Source organism: Halotia branconii CENA392, assembly GCF_029953635.1.
Taxonomy (GTDB): Bacteria; Cyanobacteriota; Cyanobacteriia; order Cyanobacteriales; family Nostocaceae; genus Halotia; species Halotia branconii.
In genome coordinates this window covers 2,611,423-2,632,578 of record NZ_CP124543.1, presented here as the reverse complement: position 1 = coordinate 2,632,578, position 21,156 = coordinate 2,611,423, and the positions used below count along the sequence as shown (strand labels likewise).

At 40.2% G+C, this 21,156-nt stretch carries 11 protein-coding genes; 3 read left to right on the top strand and 8 right to left on the bottom strand.

The annotated features are described in order from the left end of the window. The first annotated feature begins 83 nt into the window (after positions 1–83). Positions 84–791, top strand: coding sequence for a ribulose-phosphate 3-epimerase (gene rpe / locus QI031_RS11515; RefSeq protein ID WP_281485293.1), 708 nt, complete (start codon positions 84–86; stop codon positions 789–791). A 76-nt stretch (positions 792–867) separates the two neighbouring features. Here rpe and hpsJ-A read toward each other — a convergent pair whose 3' ends face one another. The 6 genes from hpsJ-A to QI031_RS31575 all read right to left on the bottom strand — a co-directional run bounded on the left by hpsJ-A (position 868) and on the right by QI031_RS31575 (position 14,664). Beyond that, a complete protein-coding gene (gene hpsJ-A / locus QI031_RS11510; protein WP_281485292.1) occupies positions 868–1,590 on the bottom strand; it encodes an HpsJ-like protein, cyanoexosortase A-associated in 723 nt (240 codons plus the stop codon). 527 nt (positions 1,591–2,117) lie between these two features. Further along, a complete protein-coding gene (crtA, locus tag QI031_RS11505) occupies positions 2,118–2,981 on the bottom strand; it encodes a cyanoexosortase A (RefSeq protein ID WP_281485291.1) in 864 nt (287 codons plus the stop codon). Between the two features lie 163 nt (positions 2,982–3,144). Next, positions 3,145–5,832 (bottom strand): serine protease, encoded by a 2,688-nt coding sequence (locus QI031_RS11500; protein ID WP_281485290.1) that lies wholly within the window; start codon positions 5,830–5,832, stop codon positions 3,145–3,147. Between the two features lie 74 nt (positions 5,833–5,906). After that, positions 5,907–6,422 (bottom strand): COP23 domain-containing protein, encoded by a 516-nt coding sequence (locus QI031_RS11495; RefSeq protein WP_281485289.1) that lies wholly within the window; start codon positions 6,420–6,422, stop codon positions 5,907–5,909. Positions 6,423–6,883: 461 nt separating this feature from the next. Beyond that, positions 6,884–8,278 carry a serine/threonine-protein kinase gene (locus tag QI031_RS11490; protein WP_281485288.1) on the bottom strand — a complete coding sequence of 465 codons (1,395 nt, stop codon included), beginning with the start codon at positions 8,276–8,278 and terminating at the stop codon, positions 6,884–6,886. A 221-nt stretch (positions 8,279–8,499) separates the two neighbouring features. After that, positions 8,500–14,664 (bottom strand): esterase-like activity of phytase family protein, encoded by a 6,165-nt coding sequence (locus QI031_RS31575; protein WP_343217852.1) that lies wholly within the window; start codon positions 14,662–14,664, stop codon positions 8,500–8,502. A 738-nt stretch (positions 14,665–15,402) separates the two neighbouring features. Here QI031_RS31575 and QI031_RS11480 point away from each other — a divergent pair. Both QI031_RS11480 and QI031_RS11475 read left to right on the top strand, forming a co-directional pair. Beyond that, positions 15,403–16,035 carry a bifunctional 4-hydroxy-2-oxoglutarate aldolase/2-dehydro-3-deoxy-phosphogluconate aldolase gene (locus QI031_RS11480; RefSeq protein WP_281485287.1) on the top strand — a complete coding sequence of 211 codons (633 nt, stop codon included), beginning with the start codon at positions 15,403–15,405 and terminating at the stop codon, positions 16,033–16,035. Between the two features lie 91 nt (positions 16,036–16,126). Further along, positions 16,127–16,648: a L,D-transpeptidase gene (locus tag QI031_RS11475; protein WP_281485286.1), complete on the top strand. Its 522-nt coding sequence runs from the start codon at positions 16,127–16,129 to the stop codon at positions 16,646–16,648. Positions 16,649–16,710: 62 nt separating this feature from the next. On the opposite strand, the gene QI031_RS11470 is transcribed toward QI031_RS11475, so the two are convergent. Together QI031_RS11470 and QI031_RS11465 are read right to left on the bottom strand one after the other, a co-directional pair. After that, positions 16,711–17,346, bottom strand: a complete 636-nt coding sequence (locus QI031_RS11470; RefSeq protein WP_281485285.1) for a PEP-CTERM sorting domain-containing protein — start codon at positions 17,344–17,346, stop codon at positions 16,711–16,713. A 44-nt stretch (positions 17,347–17,390) separates the two neighbouring features. After that, complete coding sequence (locus QI031_RS11465) at positions 17,391–21,059, bottom strand: ELWxxDGT repeat protein (protein WP_281485284.1); 3,669 nt, start codon at positions 21,057–21,059, stop codon at positions 17,391–17,393. Between the last annotated feature and the right edge of the window lie 97 nt (positions 21,060–21,156).

The following is a 21,156-nucleotide window of genomic DNA, read 5'->3' as shown; positions in this document are numbered from 1 at the left end:
AAAGACGGGATCAAAGTTATGAGCGATCGCGCAATGTTTTGTTACAATGCTTACAGACGAGGACGCTTACAAACCCACTAACCATGACCCAAAACCTATCTAAAAAGCCCATTGTCATTGCTCCATCTATCCTATCAGCCGATTTTAGTCGTCTGGGCGAAGATATTCGCGCCGTAGATGCAGCAGGAGCAGATTGGATTCATGTTGATGTAATGGACGGTCGTTTTGTACCTAATATTACGATAGGCCCTCTGGTTGTGGAGGCAATTCGTCCAATTACAACAAAACCACTGGATGTCCACTTGATGATTGTGGAACCAGAAAAGTATGTAGAAGGTTTCGCTAAGGCTGGAGCTGATATTATTTCTGTACACTGCGAACACAACGCTTCGCCACATCTGCACCGCACCTTAGGTCAAATTAAAGAGCTTGGTAAGAAAGCTGGAGTAGTACTTAATCCTGGTAGTCCTTTAGAGCTAATTGAATATGTTCTAGAGCTTTGTGATTTAATACTGATTATGAGCGTCAACCCTGGTTTTGGCGGTCAAAGCTTTATCCCTACGGTAGTACCTAAAATTCGCAAGTTGCGTCAAATGTGCGACGAACGCGGCCTTGACCCTTGGATTGAAGTAGATGGCGGGTTAAAGGCAAACAATACTTGGCAAGTGTTAGAAGCAGGAGCTAATGCAATTGTGGCAGGTTCAGCTGTATTTAACGCTAAAGATTATGCTGAAGCAATTACAGCTATTCGCAACAGCAAGCGTCCCTCGCCGGAACTAGCAAAAGTTTAAAACAGCAAGTATCACTAGGATTCAGATCCCCGACTTCTTTGAGAAGCCGGGGATCTTGTTGTTCGAGATTAATCTTTTATCTACCTATTCTTGCCCATTGAGTTACTTTCCAAATGGTAAAAAATAAGGCAGCAGAAACTAAAGCTCCAATATTCCATTTCACAGAATTTTTGAGTAAATTCAGCCGCTGAGTCGATTGATTTGCTTGTGCTTGACTCTTAATTTGTTCCTTAGCTTTAGAGACTTCTAATAAAATTTGGCTTTTTAGTTCTTGAGGATTTTTAGCATTTGTTGAGCGTCCCTGACTCTTTAAAAAATTATCTATTTGTTGTGGTGTAGCTTGCTGTAATCGCTTTTCTACCTGTTCAGCCTGAGACATTTGTTGCTGGGATGCTGTATTGATTTGAGCATAACTTTGTCTATTGAGTCTGACAGTGTTACCAACTCCTAAAGGAATCATTAATAAAAACAACACAGCCAGTAATAAACTAAGCCAAGAGAAAAATTTCAAAGTCAGAAATTCCCATCTGGCTCGTGCATGTAGTTCTCCATAAAATATCAATGTTAATCCAATCAAAGGTACTGGTACTCGTTCAACTAATGCGCCGAAGGTTTGAAATTCCCAAGAGGGATTCATCAGTCTCAATGGAATTAACATCTCTATGATGTCAAATAAAGCTAGTAGCAATAGACCATAGCCCAAAATTCTCAAAAGAGTCATTGAGCTTACTTGGCTAAAAGCAAATTCTTGTAGCTCTTGTATTAAGGGGATAAATTTATCGCTACTTGATTTTGTCATGTTCCTAGAAAAATATAAAAAAGGGGATTGATTGATATTAAAAATTGGACAAAACACTAGACAGTTATGAAGATTGAAAGATATAGAAAAAATGAGTTTATATATACAAACTCTGTATAGTCTTTGGGACTTACACACAAGTTATGGAAGAATAAAACCGCAGAGGCAAGGCAGCGCGGTCATGGGGAGGCAGTCCGTTGGGCGGGTTCCCCGACTTGTAGGAACTGCCGTGGTTTCCTCCATGAGCGACTGCCGCGCGGAGTACGCTGAGGAATAAGAGTTTAAGAGATACTTTGCGTAAGTTCTGGTCTTTACTTTTTTTCAATTATTTTGATATTAAGAAACAACATCATAGTTTCTCACTTTAGGGGAAACTATGCAAATAATATTTTGGGAGCGTCTCGCTTCTTCTGATTTTGGCTTTTTTATAGGCTGAGTTTGTAAAATCCTAATAAATACTAATACAATACTGCCTAAGGTTATAGCTAAAAATATAATTCGCAGTTTTTGCCATAAATACATAGCCTTTAAGACTCCGCAATATCTTGGTTTTTTGCTTCCTGCTGCCGAAGCATGAAAAGGTAAAATAAACCAAACATCAGTACCCCAAATATCCCAAATAGTCGAGAGCCATCCCCTTCATGCCAATAATCAAATGCCTGGGTATTTTGTTGAGCAATGACTATTGCTAAGACGGCTACTCTTACCCCATTGATAATAAATGCTGAGATAACAGCCACAATTGGTACGATAATTAATTTTTTACGTTCTAAGGGAAACATTAGCAAACAAATGACGGCGATTCCTAATAAATGACTAATTAATTCTGCACCAGAGCAGCCACTATAAACCTTGATACTTCCTGTTGGCAAGTTTATATAAATTCCTTTAAGAGATACTTCAAAACCTGAATACCAAAGTAATAAAGCCGAAAATTTGGCAGTTAATGGGGAGATATCTATCGGATAAGATAGTAATAATTTTGGTATACCAAGAAAAAACATGATTGTGAGTTCTTGCCAAAACTGTTTTAATTTCTTGAAACTAGAAGCGAGTAAAGCAAGACCTAATGCAGAGATAAAGGGTGATATGTGAGTGAATATTCCCAGTAACTTACCATTAGTTAAAGTGGCACTTTGCCATAACACAAAAGCAATAATTAATCCACCTAAAAAGCTAGAAAAAATATCACTTTCTAAGGTTAAGCTTTTGTGTTTGTCATTAACCATAGAGGCTACAGCTAATAAAAACAGAACACTCATGCCTAGATGAGAAGGATCTCCAGATCTCCATGTGATGGTCAGGAGAATTGCAATTAAGCCTCCTCCTATTCCTAGTAGCCAGAACTGGGTATTTTTTAGTGGTTTAATTGCAAATTGGGCAGCTTTCATATAAATATACTTGAATTAAACTCCTACCAAAATAAATACTGTTGAGGAACTTAGAGTTTTTGCAAGCGATCGCTCATCTCCAAAGTCTACCTTTAAATCAGCTTTTACTACCTACTCTGGTTTTTGTTATCCTCTGAATTTATAGATATTTAAGTGCAATACCTTACTGAATCTCTTTCATTTTTGCCAATACTTTTTGATAATCATTCGCCTTTCCTTGTTGCTTATAAAGGTCGGCAGCTTTTTGAAAATCTTGACGCGCTGCTTGATTGTCTTTTGCTTGAACCTGGGTAAGACCTCGATAATAGAAAATATCGGCATCTTCAGGCTTAAGTCGAATAGCTTGGTTGAAATCGGCTATTGCTCCTTTGTAGTCTTGCTGTAGAAAGCGGATTGACCCACGAAGTTTGATCGCCTCACTATCTTCAGGCTTGAGACGAATAGCTTCACTCAAATCGGCTATTGCTGCTTTGTAGTCTTTTTGTAGAAAGCGGACTGCTCCACGAGCTTTGATAGCCTCAATATCTTCAGGCTTGATACGAATAGCTTCGTTGAAATCGGCTATTGCTCCTTTATAGTCTTTCTGTTGAAAACGAATTTCCCCACGGTTCTTAAAATTACTAGCATCTTCAGGGTCAAAACGCACAGCTTCGTTGAAATCGGCTAGCGCTCCTTTTAAGTCTCCTTGTTTAGCACGGAGTGTTCCTCGAAGTGAGTAGGCTGTGTCTTCAATGTATTCTGGATTCAAACGAATTGCTTCGTTTAAATCAGCCATCGCTCCTTGTAAGTCTCCTGTGCCAATACGTGCTGTACCTCTGGCAAAGTATGCCCAAGAACCAGGATTCTTTTGTACAAGTCGGTTTGCTATTTCTAATGCTTCTGGGAAACGCCGCGCTGTGGCTAGCATTATACTACGGAAGATCTGAATGCCACTATCATCAGGGTCTAATTTTGCCGCTTGGTTAAAGGATTCCAACGCATCTGAATATCGTTCTAAATTTGCAAGCATCAGTCCACGCAAGCGCCAAGCAGGAGAGAATTTTGGCTCAATTTGTGTGGCTTTATTAAAGGAGTTCAAGGCTTGTTGATATTCTTCATTAGCTATTTGCGTGAAACCACGTAAATACCAAGCTTGGTAAAAGTTAGGTCGAAGTTGAATTGCTCGGTCAATAGCTTTTATTGCTTCCTCTCGTTCTTTTTTTCCGAATGACTCACCTTGAGAATTGAGCGCCACTTGCCAGCCGTAATTGAGCCAATCAATGGCATCTGCATTATCTCTAGGTTTTTTTATTTTAAATAAAGCTTCCAGAATTGATTTTGTTTCTTCGGTAGTTAGTGGCGGTGGTGCAGTATTCTCCACTCTCAATATAGGAGCCATGCCAACTGACTGCGACCAGCGAACAAAGCTACTGATGGGTACTCCCAAACTTAAACCCAATGTTATCAAGCGTCTTTGCCCAGCTTGATCTGTAATTTCTTCGAGTTCTGATTTTCCATGAATACCAATGACGCGCCCACGGATATCTAACACAGGGCCACCACTCATTCCTTGCTCTGTAAAATTGGTATATGTTAGTCCATATCCGTAACTCAAAGATAAAGAGTTTTTCGCTACAAAAGACCCAATTTGTTTTGATGCAACATTCCCCGATGTAAACTGCCGCTGTGTATCTCCGTTTCCGGATTTTAAACCTGTCCACCCAGAAACAAAAATAAACCCATCATCTTTAACTATGTCGTAGTTTGCTAAGGTAGCAACCCGGTAATTTTGGTCGCTAGTAAACTGTATGAGTGCTAAGTCCGTCTCTGGCAAGGTTTTGAGGTTGCTATTATTTACCTTGATTTGATATTGCTTGCCATCGGGGGTTATTACTTCTAAAACAGTGCGATCGCATTTTTGTGATCCTCTAACTACGTGTTCCGCAGTCAGCACACTGTAAGTGTTTCCCTGTTTGCTAACAATTACTCCCGACCCGCTGCACTCCCGTAAAGTTGGTACATCTATTCGCACCGTAATTTCTTGGGCAATGTTGTTGACTTCGTTGGCGATCGGGGGCAGATTTGAAGTGGAGGGTATGTTTGCTGCCGGCAAAGATGCTTTAGAAGTGTACTGAGGAGCCAAGCGAGCCAATGTTTGAATAGGAATCCCCCAACTATAACGGCTCATTAAATCTTGCAGAGCTTCAGTCGGTCGAGAACCATCTTCATATACATAAGGATTACCCCAAAGAGGATAGGCATGGATACCATTAATACCAATTATTTGCCCCCGCCGATTCAGTATCGGGCCTCCACTCATCCCCTTTTCGATTTCGTTGCTATATCCTATTTGGTATCCTTCCTTGAAAGCTTGCTTTGGTATTAATAACACTCGTCCTGTTTTGAAAATAAACCCCTGAGACGGAAATCCGGCTGCATATATTGGTTCATTAACTGCTACCGTTGCTAAGTTTCCTAGAGGAGCTACAGTATAGTTAGCGCTAGCCCGGAACTGCAACAAAGCTAAATCTTTGCCTTGAAAGTTGACACCCTTAACTAAGCTAGCTGCGTATATTTTTCCGTCTTCTGTCTGGATTTTAGCAGTAGTTCCAGATTCCAAAATATGCTGATTAGTAATAACCGTATAAACTTGGTTATTCTTTTTAAGTACAATTCCGGAGCCACTATTTTCTCCAGATAAAATCTTGACGGTTATTGATTGAGCCAGACGTTTAAGTTGTTCTTCAGATAGCTGAGAGGTTGGTTGTTGAGCAGAAACTTTGGGGGATAACATGCTCAAATTAACAACTTGTATAGGCAACATCAACAATGTACCCATCCAGGCAATTAGAGCCAATGAGCGTTTATACATTAATTTTTGTCTCATGTTGCTTAATATTGCATTGTAAATATATATACAACTGTTTCTATTGACCCTGCACTTAGCTAATTGTTACCCTGTAGTTCTTTCTTGTTCAGTAAGGCATTCATGTCGATGTATATCTGAGAAGAAGCATCTTCAGATTGCAGAATTGGCCCACGAGCTTTATAACCAATTTCGACAAGGTTTTGAAGTACTGAACTTGCGTCGTGATGCGACTTGAGTGTGAATAATAATTGACTACAAGGGCCACCGTATTGACTAGCAGCACATATAACTGCTTGTCTCCCAGAAATTCCTGTTGTGAGGTAATTTAAGATGCCTTGTTCATAAGCACTCTGAAATCTGGTAGATACTGCTTGACACCGTTTTTGTGGAGTATAATTGCCTAAATTCTTCACCCAGCGAATCACAGGAATCTTTTGATTATTATAGTTTTTGGCAAATGTAGTCCATATACCGTTATCGCTTTCACAAAAGTAAGTTTTAGCTTCAGCTTTACTGGGTGCAATTATGGTAGCGACACTACCTACAGCAATTACACCAGCTGTTAGCACCTGCAAAAATAACTGAGGTTTCATAATTTGGTAGTTTCCGGTAGTTTTACTGAGAATATCATGAAAATATAGATAGATACTATGTATTTACCATTAAACAAGAATCACATTATTTAAATAATGTAAATATTTATTTAAAGGCAAAAAATAAATAATTTTTCGGAAGTAGACTCTGTTACTGCAAATGATTTAAAGATAGGATTCATATTTGATTTTTGAAAAAACTCACTCAGGAAATTATTATTTTTTCTGTACTCTGTTTCTTACCTTTACCATAGCTATTGAAATAAACCTCATAAACTCCATACTTTTTATCTATTGAGAATATCGTTCGTTGATTCTTCGACTGTGACTCAATCGAGCGTAGCCGATATGTTCAGGATCAAGGCTAATTTTCGACTACTTCGACTTCGCTCAGTACAAGTGCGCTCAACTGCTACGAAGCCAAAGTCTTGACTTTTGACTTCTGCAAAGCGGTTGATTTATTACTTCACCTCAAATGACTTAATCATTGTTTGAGCAATTGACAAATATTCTGAATATTTCCTGACATCTGCTGTATAAGTAATAATATATGCTTTATTATTTTTGACCATCCAAACTTGAAGGCGTTTAATATTAATTCCTTCTTCTTCAAGAGTGTAAACAATTCGATAAGCTGGTCTGTTGGCTATTTGAGTTTTACCTTCTTCGATAATTTTTGTATTTGCATTAGACAACTTAATCCCATCAAGAAAAAACTTAGTAAATTGCTCTAAATCTTGATTATTTTCTGGTAAATCTTGAACAATTAAATTAACGTTTTCTTGATAAGGATCTGAGTCACCTTGTTTTGGTGAAACAAATTTAACTAAGTTACCAGTTATCCGATCAGGAGTTACAGTTTTTTGCCATTGTGGAAGATATTTAATCTGAATGCCATAGACTGTATTATTATAAATTTCCAAATTACGAATATCTGTTTTTAAGATGAAGATAAAAGCAGTAATAGTTACTGCACTAGCTATTCCAACACCAATAATTACTTTCCATAAAAGCGATTTTGTAGGGGAATTAGTTGATTTTAAACTTTGTAAGGCTTGTAAAACTTCTGTCGCCGACTGATATCTTTGGCGAAAGTCATACTTGATCATTTTGTCTAAAATGTCTGCAAACTGTGGGCTAACTTGTGCGTGGTTACGCCAGACAATCTCGCCTGTAAGATGATCTTTGGGTAATTGGTTAACCTTTATACCAGTAATAGCTTCAATACAAATAATTCCGACTGCATAAACATCACTACATAATCTCGGCTGACCCTGACCCTGTTCGCTGGGCATATAGCCAGGTGTGCCAATTAAAACTGTCGTTACCATTTGTCCCAGTCCGTTGACTGCATGAGAACTTATTTGTTTGACTGCGCCAAAATCAATTAGTACTATCTTGCCATCTTGTTGACGGCGCATTAAATTCGAGGGCTTAATATCTCGGTGAATCACATGATGCTGATGGACAAACTCTAAACCTTCTAAGATATTTTGCAATAAAGCAATTACCTTTTCTTGACTCCACCGATTATTTTGATTGATTTCGCAACTTAAGTCATGTCCTACAATCAACTCTTGAACTAAATAAAATTTTTGGTCTTCTTCAAAATGTGCCAACAAGCGCGGAATCTGGTCATGACTACCTAAGCGGTTAAGAACTTTAGCTTCATTCTCAAATAGCCGTCGTGCATGAGATAAAGTATTGGGGTCTGTTGATTTAGGTGAGAAGTGCTTGACAACACACTGAGCTTGATCAGGCAACTTCCTATCAATGGCTAGGTAAGTAGTACCAAAAGCACCTTCTCCCAGTTTGCTGATAATTTCGTAGCGCCCATCCAGAATTTTACCTATCATTAGATTAATCAGTATATTTGATTAATTTAAATTTTGACATGGAAACTAGTATGTATCAAAGTATAAATATTTATCCATTTTTTACTATTTGGCCCTTTTCTTAGGACTAAAGTCTTTACTACAAATTATTAGCTATGCAAACAAAAGCGGGGAAATAACACTTCCCCGCATTTAGAAAATAAACTTAGCTTAACTAACTGTAAACAAGTTGACTCACTGTACTAAGAGAATACAAAGTTACTTACAGTCAGGCTGTTTGAGGTAATTCCTAATAGTGAAACCAACTCAGTGTTACCTGTTTTCACCAAAGTATCGCTACCTTGTTGCAGAAGTGTGAGGTCACTAAACTGAGTAACTCCAATACCGCCAACACCAATTACATCAATGCTTGCTGTAAAGTCAGTAACAATATTCTTGCTAGTTGGGAGACTGGCATTAGCAATCCAGAACTGATCAGCACCAGTACCGCCAGTGAGACTGTTGCCACCTTTTTGACCAGCAAATAGTGCATCGTCACCATCGCCACCAACCAAAGTGTCATTTTCATTGGCGAAGAGTTTGTCATCACCAGAACCACCATACAAACGGTTATTGCTGCCGTTACTCTGGAGGGTATCGTTGCCTGAGCCGCCGAATAACGATTGACCAGAACCTTCAACTACTGTCAGAGTATCATCACCAGCGCCTCCCAATAAGTTATTGCTACCACTGGCTTCGACTACAGTAATTCGGTCATCACCATTGCCAGCATCGGCGGTTGTGTTGCTAGCACCACCGTTTTGACCGACAAAGATACTATCATCACCATCGCCTGCGGACACTGAAGATTTACTGCCAATCAGCACCGTATCTTCACCATTGCCAGTCTGAATTGTATTACCTGTGGTACCTTCGACAAAATCTGCGCCGTCACCTGTGAATAAGGTTTGATTTGGTTGAACTGTAATAGTATCGCTGGTAGGAGAACCAAAATTAGGTTCTTCAGCTTGGGGCTGACCTACACCAGGAGCAACATCAAGAGGCTTCTCTAATTTCAGGAGAATTATTTCGTTGTTATCTATGACTGGATTCTGCGGATCATCTCCTGGACGACCTGTAGAGAAGGGATAGTTGTTGTCATTAGCTACCAAAATGGTATTTTTGTCAACAACTACTACGTCTTCAATAGTGACAAATGGGAAATCAAAGGTAGTTTTACCATCCCCATTAATATCGTTGGGGTCTTTGATATTTAACAAGTCTACAACTTCTTCTTTGGCTACATAGCCGTTAGCATCTGTTTTAGACAGGTCTACCTTGAAGATTTTCTTGAATTGGGCAGAATCTCCCTGACTACCATCCCGTTCAATCACGAGATATTCATTATCGTTAATGACTGTGAAATCACCGATCGCATGAGAAGGATCATCCAGTTTATAGTAGCGTAGTTGATCGCTGTATTTATGACTAGCAAGGTCAAATTCGTTAATTCGCAAAGCCCCAGCCGGATCACCTTGAACTGTACCTTCTAGCAACATATAAAGCTTGGTTTTGCTGGCGTTGATGGCTCCACCTTCAAAACCTTTAGAACCGCCCAAGTTAGCCAAGGCATCTCCCGTCAGTACATCGGGATTTTGTGGCGATCGCACTAAGTTATTCTGAGGATCACTCACAAAATCTCTGACTTGATCTCCTGTACCGGGGAAGTCAGTAAACAGTGCATCTACCCCTAATTGATAGAACTGTTGAAACTCTAGTTCTGGCTTACCTTGATAATCGGCTGCTAGATAGTTGTCTTCGTTACGGAAGGTGTAGGGGTGAATTTGCAAACCTGCTTTGTGAGCATCTTGAATCAAAGTAGAAGGAGGTAACAGCGACATGTCTGCGTCGTTGACTGCTCCATCTTGATTGACATCATCTGCTTTGCCATCACCATCAGCGTCAGTACCTTTGACGCTCACAATCATCCGTTTCCAAGGGCCAATACCATCAGCATATTTAGCAACATCAGCCAAGCCTTCGGGAGTCCGCAAGTCGCCATAGGTGCGTGAGTCACCACTGATTTTTAAGTCATAAGGTTGACTTTCTATCAGCTTACCGTCGAGTTCAATGCCAGCTGCATCTAAAAGTTGCACAAGGGGAATATCCACCCCAGCGTTAGGCATGATGCGATCGTGGAGATCTTTGAGATTATTTACCTCAAAAGATTGAATAAAAATCCGACTGGGATCAGTGAAGTTATTATCCTTCAATGTCTGGATTAAAAGTTCACTGATATTTCTGTTGATTTTGTCTGTAGTACCGACATAAGTAGCTTCTTCGGCAAAGTAGGTGGGATGCTTTGTTTCTGGGTAGATGCCAATCTTTTTACCTGTATCAGCTTCTACATCCTTAACTAAGTCAATAATTTCTTTGAGGGTAGGAATCTCAAATTGACTGTTGTAAGATTGGTCACGGAAAGGTAGACGCTGGATTGCTCCTAAAGTTTTGATTTCTTCTAAAGTAAAGTCTTCAGCAAACCAACCTGTAACTTCATTGCCATCTAAGCTGACTGTTTTTTTGCGATCGCTAAACTCTGGATGATTATAAACATCTGTGGTTGTGTTAGTAAAATTAACACTACCATCAGCGTTCAAAATTGCCAGTGCAGGTTCATGTCGAGCAATTAGCACACCGTCTTTAGTAACTACCAAGTCAGGCTCAATAAAATCAGCACCATTTTCGATTGCAAGCTTATATGACTCTAAAGTATGCTCTGGGCGATCGCCACTAGCGCCTCTGTGACCGATGACTTTCGGCGCTTCTCCATCTAAAGTCTTAAACTGGTCAGGTGTGGCAATGGGAGCTTCCAATAACTTACCAGTGGCATCAAAATGTAATAGGTAAGGGCCAAACTCTTCTCCGACCCAAATACTACCGTCCTTGTCAAAAACAAATGACTCTACATCAAAGTCAGCACCAGTCAGCGCTCTTTCGTTAGTTCCCTCATTCACAATTGAAAAAGGAACTTTGTTATTGGGATCAGACAGTTGAATGAAATCTAAAACTTTAACACTACCATCCCCATTTTCTGTTCCCTTGAAGTTCGGGTCTGTGCGATAAATACGCAGTAAATAGTCTGCACTATTATCTTTGCTGCCGTAGCCATTATCTGACAGAAAGTAAACAGAGTTACTATTGGCAAATTGTACACCGCTGAAGCCTTGAACTGGCTGTCCTGGGAAAGGCCCTGTTCTACCATTAGCGGAAATGTCTTCACCAGAAGCTGGCCCCTCACTGAAAGTATCCGCAGGTAAAGCAGCGAAACCTACTAACTCAACTTTTGGCACAGGTGTAGCTAGCAGCAGCTGACCACCTTGGTCATAATCACCGTTGAGGACGTTTAATTGATTGGGGTCTACGCCGTTCTGAATACCATGAGCTTGGACATCGAATAGGTAGGAACTACGACCGAGTTGAGGATTACTATCGGCTTCCACAATCCCAGAGGATTCCCAACCGCCAGTACCGTTATCAAACTTCTCGCCTGCTGCCTGCTGGTCAATTTCAAACAGAGGTGTTACTTCACCACTGGCAATGTCATAAGACCAAACCCGACCGTTTCGGCCTTCAGCATCCATGACATCGCCACCAAAGGCTGTCTCATCTTCTTGCAATAAGACATGACCGTTGCTGTCAACTGTAACGTTGTCAAAGCTAACTCCTGTTTCTGGTCCACCTGAAACTAGCAGTTCAAAGTTAGTAATCGTAGCCGTTGGGTCATTGGGATTCAAACTAAAGCGATACAGCTTGCCATAAGGGTTTTCGGCTTCTGCTGGTGTGGCAGCTTCACCATCACCTGCTTTGTTATCTTCTGTACCTGTGGTCACAAAGTAGAAAGTTCCTGGGTTGTGAGGATCTTCGGCAATATCTTCAATCCGACGGAAGTTTGTAGAGCGATTATCGGCATTCACCCAATCAGATAAAGCATCACCACTATCTAGAGCCACATCATCAGAGCTATCTTCAGTACCTTTAGTGTCATAGACTACGTTTCTATCGACCTTAGTCCACTTGGCAGCAAACTGCTGATTTTGAGGTAGGGACTCATTGCTGTAGTTGGTAACTTTAAGGACGTAAAGCTCTCCATCTTGCAAGCCATTGGGGTCAGTTTCTGTCTGATTTCCGACAAACATGTACAGTTCGCCGTCGCCGTTATCTTCGGTTGATATCAGTACAGTTTGATCGGAATTATCAGCACGATACTGAGATGCCGAAAACACGTTTTCTTTAGAGTAACGTCCCAGTCCATCTAACGCTTGAGCTGTACCATCAGTATTTATAGCCCAACCACGAGAATCTGCACCGCCTTCTTCTGGAACGAAAAATATCGGCCCACCGACAAAGCCTTTATCTGCTAGGTATGCGGAACAGAAACGATTAAAAGCAAAGTCTCCAGTTTGGGTAACACCATCAGGTGTAACAGTAATTGTGCTTAACTCGTTGCCTTGACTATCTACTACTTTCTCAATCAGATTTTTGCCACCAACTACTTGCCAATTTTTATCGAACTGGAATAGTGAAACTCTAGCACCTGTGATTTGTCCGGGAATGGTGCTAGAAATGTCTGTTTCGGCTGTATTACCTAATTCATGATTGACAAAGACATAGTAGAAATCGTCAGTTTCATAAATTCCTAAACCGTCAGGAATGCCATTGAAGGCGTACTTTTCGCTACCACTGGCAGCATAAGCACCAAACTCTCCGACTAGTAAGGGTACTTCGTCTCCTACTGTCAACAATGGATTGAGTCGATAATCTGATCCATCTAATGCTTTGACGTAAGTAGGATCAGTTGTTCGACCGTTTTGAACTGGCTTTAGAGGAATCTGAGGGAGTGCGGCAACCAGTTGTCCGCCTTCTACATAATTACCATTGAGAATATTTGGTTGACTCGGGTCAACTCCGTTTTTGATGCCGTGTGCCTGGACATTGAACAGGTAGGCACTATCACTAGGTAAGTCTTCATTGGGCAATTCTATAATCCCTGATGATTCCCAACCACCAGTGCCGTTGTCAAAAGCTTCACCGGCTACTTGCTGATTAATTTCAAACAGTGGCTTGACTTGATCTTTGGCAATGTCGTAAGACCAAACTCGACCGTTGCGGTCTTCGGCTTCCATGACATCACCACCACCGGCGGTTTCATCTTCCATTAATAGAACATGACCGTTTTTGTCAACTGTCACGTTGTCAAAACTAACACCATTTCCAGGGCCACCTGTGAGGACTAATTCAAAGTTGTTGACTGTAGCTGTGGGGTCTGTGGAGTTGAGGCTAAAACGATAAAGTTTGCCGTAGGGATTTTCTAGTGTGCCGTCGGCTAATTCGTCGTTAGTTCCAGTTGTGGCAAAGTAAAAAGTACCTGGATGATTGGGGTCTTCGGCAATATCTTCAATTCTACGGAAGTTTGTGGAGCGATCGCTGCTATTTACCCAATTCGCTAGTTGCAAACCATCTGGTAAAGGAGTGTCATCAGACCGATCTTCAGTACCTTTGGTGTCATAGACTACGTTTCTATCTACTTTAGTCCAGGTAGCACTTGCTTGTTGCCCTTCTGGTAAGGACTCATCATCATAATCTGTGACTTTAAGAACGTAAAGTTCGCCATCTTTAAAGCCGTTGGGGTCTGCATCGGTTTGATTGCCCACGAACATATAAAGTTCGCCATCACCGTTATCTTCAGACGCTATTAGTACGGTTTTATCGGAATTTTCAGCACGATACTGAGATGCAGCCAGGATATTCTCTTTTCTATAACGTCCCAAACCATCTAAAGCTTGAGCTGTACCATCAGTTGTGACTGCCCAGCCTCGGTTTATGTCTGTTGTCCCGTCGCCTTCTTCTGGGGCAAAAAATACTGGCCCACCTTCAAAGCCGCTTTCTGCTAGGTATGCGGAACAGAACCGATTAAAAGCAAAATCTCCGGTTTGAGTAACACCATCGGGTGTCACAGTAATTGTGCTGAGTTCGTTGCCTTGACTGTCAACAATCTTGTCAATTAGGTTCTTACCGCCAACTATTTGCCAGTTTTTATCAAACTGAAATAGCGAAACCCTAGCACCTTTGATTTGTCCTGGAACAGTTCTAGAAACATCTGTTTCATCTACTGTGCCGCCGTCTTCATTTCTTAATTCGTGGTTTACAAAGACATAGTAGGCATCACTAGTCTCATAGACTCCTAAACCATCAGGAATACCAGCAAATGCAAACTTTTCTTCGTCATTAACAGTGTAAGAACCAAATGTGCCTTCTAATAAAGGAACTTCATCACCTACAGTTAGTAAAGGTAAAAGATCATATTTCACTGCATCAGTGAGCTGATTAACGTAAGCAGGGGCTGTTGTTCTTCCGTTCTCAATTGTCATAGTAGGATGTTTTTTCTACTTGAATTTGAGTTTTCATCCGCTGCTACTTAAGTTTTTTTGTGTTAACTATGGAATAATTCATCTTTTACTTTACAAGCCATAGTTACTGAAAGATTGAGTAGTAATACTCTCATATAAATTTCTCATTAGCATTAATAACTATGACTATAGAGAACCTAAACCATAGATTAAAACTTCAGGTAAACAGCGGATGAAAATTCAGATGGCATTAAAAATATTTCCATCACAAGATTAAGAAGAAGCTAAGCCAAATAAAAAAGATGGTTAAGATATACTCATATAAGAACATTTTTTGAAGAATTAAAATAGAAAAAATAAAATAAAAAAATGTATCATTAGTAAGTATAATCACAACACATTTTATGGTATATAGTCAAAATATTTGTTTTTGTTAAAGCTCAGATTAAATAAGCTTTTTAGGTACTGTAGCTATATCTTGAAATTTGCGATCGCCCTCAAAACATCTTCAATTAATTGATGCAAATATCAGGTTAATAATATAGATATTAGCACTTGAATTTATGGATTAAATATTACATACTATATCTATAATAATTTATATTTATTGAATAAATATGTAATTGCTAACTAAAATTCTCAAAAAAAGACTATAAATATTACTGAAAATAAAATATTTTTTTAGAAGCAGGTGATTAATTAAAATTAATCATAGCTGTTTATGACAAGCTTGTAGTGGAGATTTCAGCAGATATTTAGATGCCTAATCAAGCTTGGTTATCAAAGCTGCAACAATACCGAGCGATCGCAGTTATCCGCGCCTCAGAAATGAAATTAGCCCGAAAAATGGCAATGGCGGTAGCATCTGGAGGAATGCCGTTAATTGAGATTACCTGGAATAGCGATCGCGCCCCAGAATTAATTAGTCAACTACGTTCACAATTACCTAACTGTACTATTGGTACTGGTACATTGTTTGATGTCGAGCAGTTGCAAGATGCGATCGCTTGTGGGGCGCAGTTTCTCTTCACACCTCATGTTGATCCAGCAATGATTCAAGCAGCGGTAGCAAAAGATATACCAATCATACCAGGAGCATTAACTCCTACAGAAATAGTTACTGCTTGGACTCATGGAGCAAGCTGTGTAAAGGTCTTTCCTGTGTCAGCGGTAGGTGGTGCTGATTATATCAAAAGTCTACAAGGGCCACTAGGTCATATTCCCTTAATTCCTACGGGCGGCGTTACTTTAGAAAACGCTAAGGAAATTCTACAAGCAGGAGCGATCGCTGTGGGGTTGAGTGGTCAATTATTTCCCAAACATCTGGTGGCTAAAGAAAATTGGCAGGCGATCGCCGAAGGGGCAAGTAAATTGATCAAACAAATAGCATAATTGGGGATGCAACTATTCAAAATCCACGGTTATAACAACAATAGTCTACAAAGAAGACTTAAAACCTGAACATCATTTGAGTGGATTTACAATGAAAAGTCTGATTTATTCTGACTGGGTGCGTCACCTAAAGATCTTACTTGCTGGTACAGCACTGTCATTGAGTGTGATGGGGGCTGGAACATCTGAAGTTTGGGCAAATTCAAGCAACCAGAAGATTAAACAAACTATTGAGACTTTACAACAATCTGATCAACGTTGGATTCAAATTGATCTTGCAAAACAAAGATTAATAGCTTGGGAAGGTGGAAAACCTGTGTATGCTATTTTGATTTCCTCAGGTAAAAAATCTACTCCCACCCGTATTGGTAAATTTAAAATTCAATCCAAGCACAAATCTACCCGAATGCGGGGAAGAGACTATGATGTTCCCAACGTTCCTTACGCAATGTTTTACCAAGGCAATTATGGTATTCATGGTGCATACTGGCATCGAAAATTTGGCACTCCAGTCAGCCACGGTTGCGTAAATATCGCACCAGATCATGCTAAATGGCTATTTAATTGGGCATCAGTAGGAACACCAGTAGTTATTTCTAAGACTTTGAAGTAATTGTTGAAAAACCAAGTTGACCAAAAGCTTAGCCAGTATCAGGTTTAATGTATACTTGGGTTTCAAACAGAATTTTTTTTGCCAAAACGCGATCGCATAGCTACACCAAAACTCAGCGCCGTTAACGAACCCAAAATAGTCAATGGTTCGGGAACTGGCTTGAGGTTAGCATTGCTGACTGTAAATTGAGAACCACCAATAGCATCATTGACATCGACAATACCAATGCCGACACTGTAATTACCCGCCTTAGTAAAGGGATATTTGAAAACCTTGCCACTAGCAGCTAAGGGAATGACTAAGTTATTAATCGTGACAAAGGCGCTGTCAGGGTCGCTAGTCGAGAAACTCCACTCGAAGTTGAAGACATCCCCAGCTTGTATACCTGCAAAAGTTGTCTTGATTGCAGAACCAAAAGTAGAAAAAACGAAATTATCAGGATCAGGATCTAAACTACCAGCAGATACACCTAAAAATTCTTCTAAAGAACCTGCACCACCACCAGTTGCAACTGTATTTAAAGTCCCTGAATTTAGCGTTGCCTGATCTGATGTAATTGGGTTAACATCACCAATTTTGTTCCAACTTGTCAAATCAATACTGACAGCATAGCTGGGGTTAGCAAGTGCTAAACTGCTTAAGCTCAATAAACTGACTGTACCCGTGTTTAAGATGGAATGTTTGAGAGAAATCAACATAAGTCTCAGTTGTGTGAAATTGAGTATACTTTGGGGATATCAAGCTAGAAGACGAAGTTACTAATATCGTTCATCGCTTGTGGGGTAACATTGTCTAACTGAATAAATAATCTAAAAACTGCCGAACCTATGATACCATCGCGGTCAATTTCCACAACGGTACTGTTAGTATTGCTACCTTGTAGCACTCGCACATAACCATCAGCAAATGCATTGCTGCCGTTATAACCACCAGTCACCAGGCTATCGAGCAGTTGAGTTAAAACGATTTTGTCACTGCCCACAGTAAAATCAGCAATGCGATGTCCTACTTCTCGAAGGCTGGTGTAAACAAACTCATCATTGCCAGCGCCGCCTGTGATAGTTTTGCTACCAGTACCACCGACGATGCGATCGCTCCCCTCAGTACCAGTTAATGGGTCACGACTACCATCGCCATTAATCACGTCGCTGATTTTGATTGCCCACAACTCATTACCGTGAATGCCATCGTCAGCAGTGAAATAAAGGGTATCGTTAAGGTAGGTCAGATTACGGGGATTAGAACCAGTAGCTCCGAGATTGAGGTCTTTGACTAAAACAGTGCCTTCTGTAGTACCATCGCTTTTCCATAATTCTCGACCGTGAATGCCGTCCTCAGCAGAGAAATAAAGAGTGCCATTGACATCGACTAAATCATTAATCTTGTAATCATAATCAGTCCTACTACTCTCAGGGTTGATATCTTTAACTATAAAAGTACCCCCTTCAGTACCATCACTTTTCCACAATGTATCGCCATCAGTGAAATAGAAGATGCCATTAACCCCGGTCGGGTTACTGTCGTTGAGATTAAAAGAAGACCCTGGTGGGAGTTCTTTAACTAAAACAGTGCCTTCTTCTGTACCATCGCTTTTCCACAACTCATTACTGTCGATGTCGTAATTAGCAAAGAAATAAAGAATGCCGTTGACATCGGTAAATATGGAATAGTTAATACCAGAAGTTTTACCAGGATTGATATCTTTGACTAGGACAGTGCCTTCTTCTGTACCATCGCTCTTCCATAACTCATTACCGTGAATGCCATCATCAGCACTGAAATAGAGAGTGCCATTAAAATTAATCAAGTTTGAGGGAGCGGGGGAAACAGCAGACCCAGGATTGATATCTTTAACTAAAACAGTGCCTTCTTCTGTACCATCGCTCTTCCATAACTCTTCGCCGTGAACGCCATCGTCAGCGCTGAAATAAAGGATGTTATTAATGCTAAGTAAGTTGATAAAGATACGAGAACTATCAGAGCCTTGGTTAATATCTTTGACTCGGACAGTACCGGCAATAGTGCCATCAGTTTTCCACAACTCTCTACCGTAAGTCTCGTCATAAGAAGTGAAATACGTGGTATCGTTTACACCAATTATGCCGAAGCTTTCGCTACTAGTTTTGAGCTTAACAGTACCAACACTAGTGCCATCAGTTTTCCACAGATTATAATCACTACTGCTGCTACTATATTCAGAAGTATAAAAATAAAGAATACCGTTGACGTTTATTGGACTATATACGCCAGAGCTAGACTTGGGAAAATCTTTAACTAAGACAGTGCCTTCTTCTGTGCTATCGCTCTTCCACAACTTAAAATTGCTGTCATAAGTAGTGAAATAGACGATACCGTCAACATTTATCTGTATGATGTTGGGATTAGAACCCCCAGACCCCCGTTTGATGTCTTTGATTAAGACAGTACCTTCTTTTGTACCGTCACTCTTCCATAACTCTGTGCCATGAATACCGTCATTAGCGCTGAAATAGAGGATGTCGTTGACTTTTGTCAAGTAGGAGTAGGAACTGTATGAACTAGCAGCACCTGGGTAGATATCCTTTACTAGGTAGGGTTGAGTCAGTACTACTGCACTAGTATCGTCGGTAATTATAGCGCTGGCAGTATTGGCTGATGGATCTACAGCATAGTACTGATCAAAGAGGGTAAGATTAACAGTTTCGCTGCCTTCTGGGAAAGTATCACTAAATGGAGTAATAGTGATGTCTACAAAAGATTCACCTGCGGCAATGGTGACAGTTTCTGAGAGTTTATTGTAGTCGTTGCCGTTAATTGCAGTGCCATCAACACTATATATCACAGTCAAAGCCGCACTCAAATTGCCAATACGGCTAATACGGAAGACAGCTGGGTCATTGCCCGCTTCAGCAGCGTTAGCATCAATGGCAGTAATACTGACTATAGGGCTAACTACAGGTGTGTTGGTGTTCAAAGCCCACAATTCATAACCGTTGATACCGTCATTAGCAGTAAAATAAAGGATGCCATCGACATTGGTTAACTGAAAGATATTGGAACTACCAGCCCCAGGTTTGATATCTCCAACCAAGACGGTACCTTGTGCTGTACCATCACTTTTCCATAACTCTTTACCATAGATGCCATCGTTAGCAACAAAATAGAGAATGCCATCAACGTTAGTTATACTAGATATCTGAGAACCCCCAGACCCACGTTTGATGTCTTTAACCAAAACAGTGCCAGCAGTTGTACCATCACTTTTCCACAACTCTTCACCGTGGATGCCGTCATCAGCAATAAAATAAAGAATGCCATCGACGTTAGTTAGACTAGATATCTGAGAACTTCCAGATTTGCCTGGCTTAATATCTTTAACCAGAACAGTACCCTCTTCAGTGCCATCGCTTTTCCATAATTCTCTACCGTAAGTACCATCATCGGCATAAAAATAGAGAATATCGTCGATGTTAGTTATGCTCAACAGACTGGAGCCACTATAAAAACTACCAGATGTCCCTGGTTTAATATCTTTAACCAGGACAGTACCCTCTTGAGTACCATCGCTTTTCCACAACTCATAATCGCCCTCAGCCACGAAATAGAGAGTGCCGTTGATGTTTCTCAGATATGAGGTTGCAATATCTTTAACTTTGACAGTGCCAACCTCAGTGCCATCACTTTTCCATAACTCATCTGCATAAGTGAAATAGAAAATATTATTGACCGTTGTCAGGTTGCGGAGATCTACATAGTTGATACCGTTATCATCATATCCACCCCTGAATTCTTTTACTGGGATAGTGCCTTCTTCGGTACCATCGCTTCTCCACAATGTAATTTGCTCAGTGTTGTTGAATTGGTAATAACTTTGATCATAAATAGTAAAATAAAGTATACTACCTACGTTTGTTGATGAGTCAATACGAACAAAATTATCAAGTTCTTTGACTCGAAAAGTACCAGCAGTTGTACCATCGCTTTTCCATAAATCATAATGGTACTCTTCATAATAATCACCCGTCGTTTTAAGAACAGAGAAATAGAGAGTGCCGTTGATATTTGCCAATAATCTAGGAGGAGTAAAGCGATCGCCAGTAAAATTGACTAAACTAAAGGTACCTTCAGGAGTTCCATTACTTCTCCACAATTTATAACCGTCAGTCAAAAAGTAAAAGATGCCGTTAAAGTTTGTCAGTCCTTGCGGTTCACGATTAAAAACAAACACCGGAGAGATGTCTTTTAGCTCTTTAGTGCCAGGCTTTGTGCCATCACTCGTCCATAAGCGAATACCCACATAGTCCAGATATTCGTCACCTTCTAAATTGAAATAAGTAAAGAAATAGAGGGTGCCGTTAGCGTTTGTTAGGTAAGAGATATTAGAATCATCAGACCCAGGTGTAATATCATTCACTAAATAGGGTTTAGCCATCACTGCTTTACAAAGTGTTTGTGTGTTTTTACTGACGATTATCTCATTTTTGGAAAAACAATTAACTTCACATCAATCAGCAACGCCTAAAAACGTA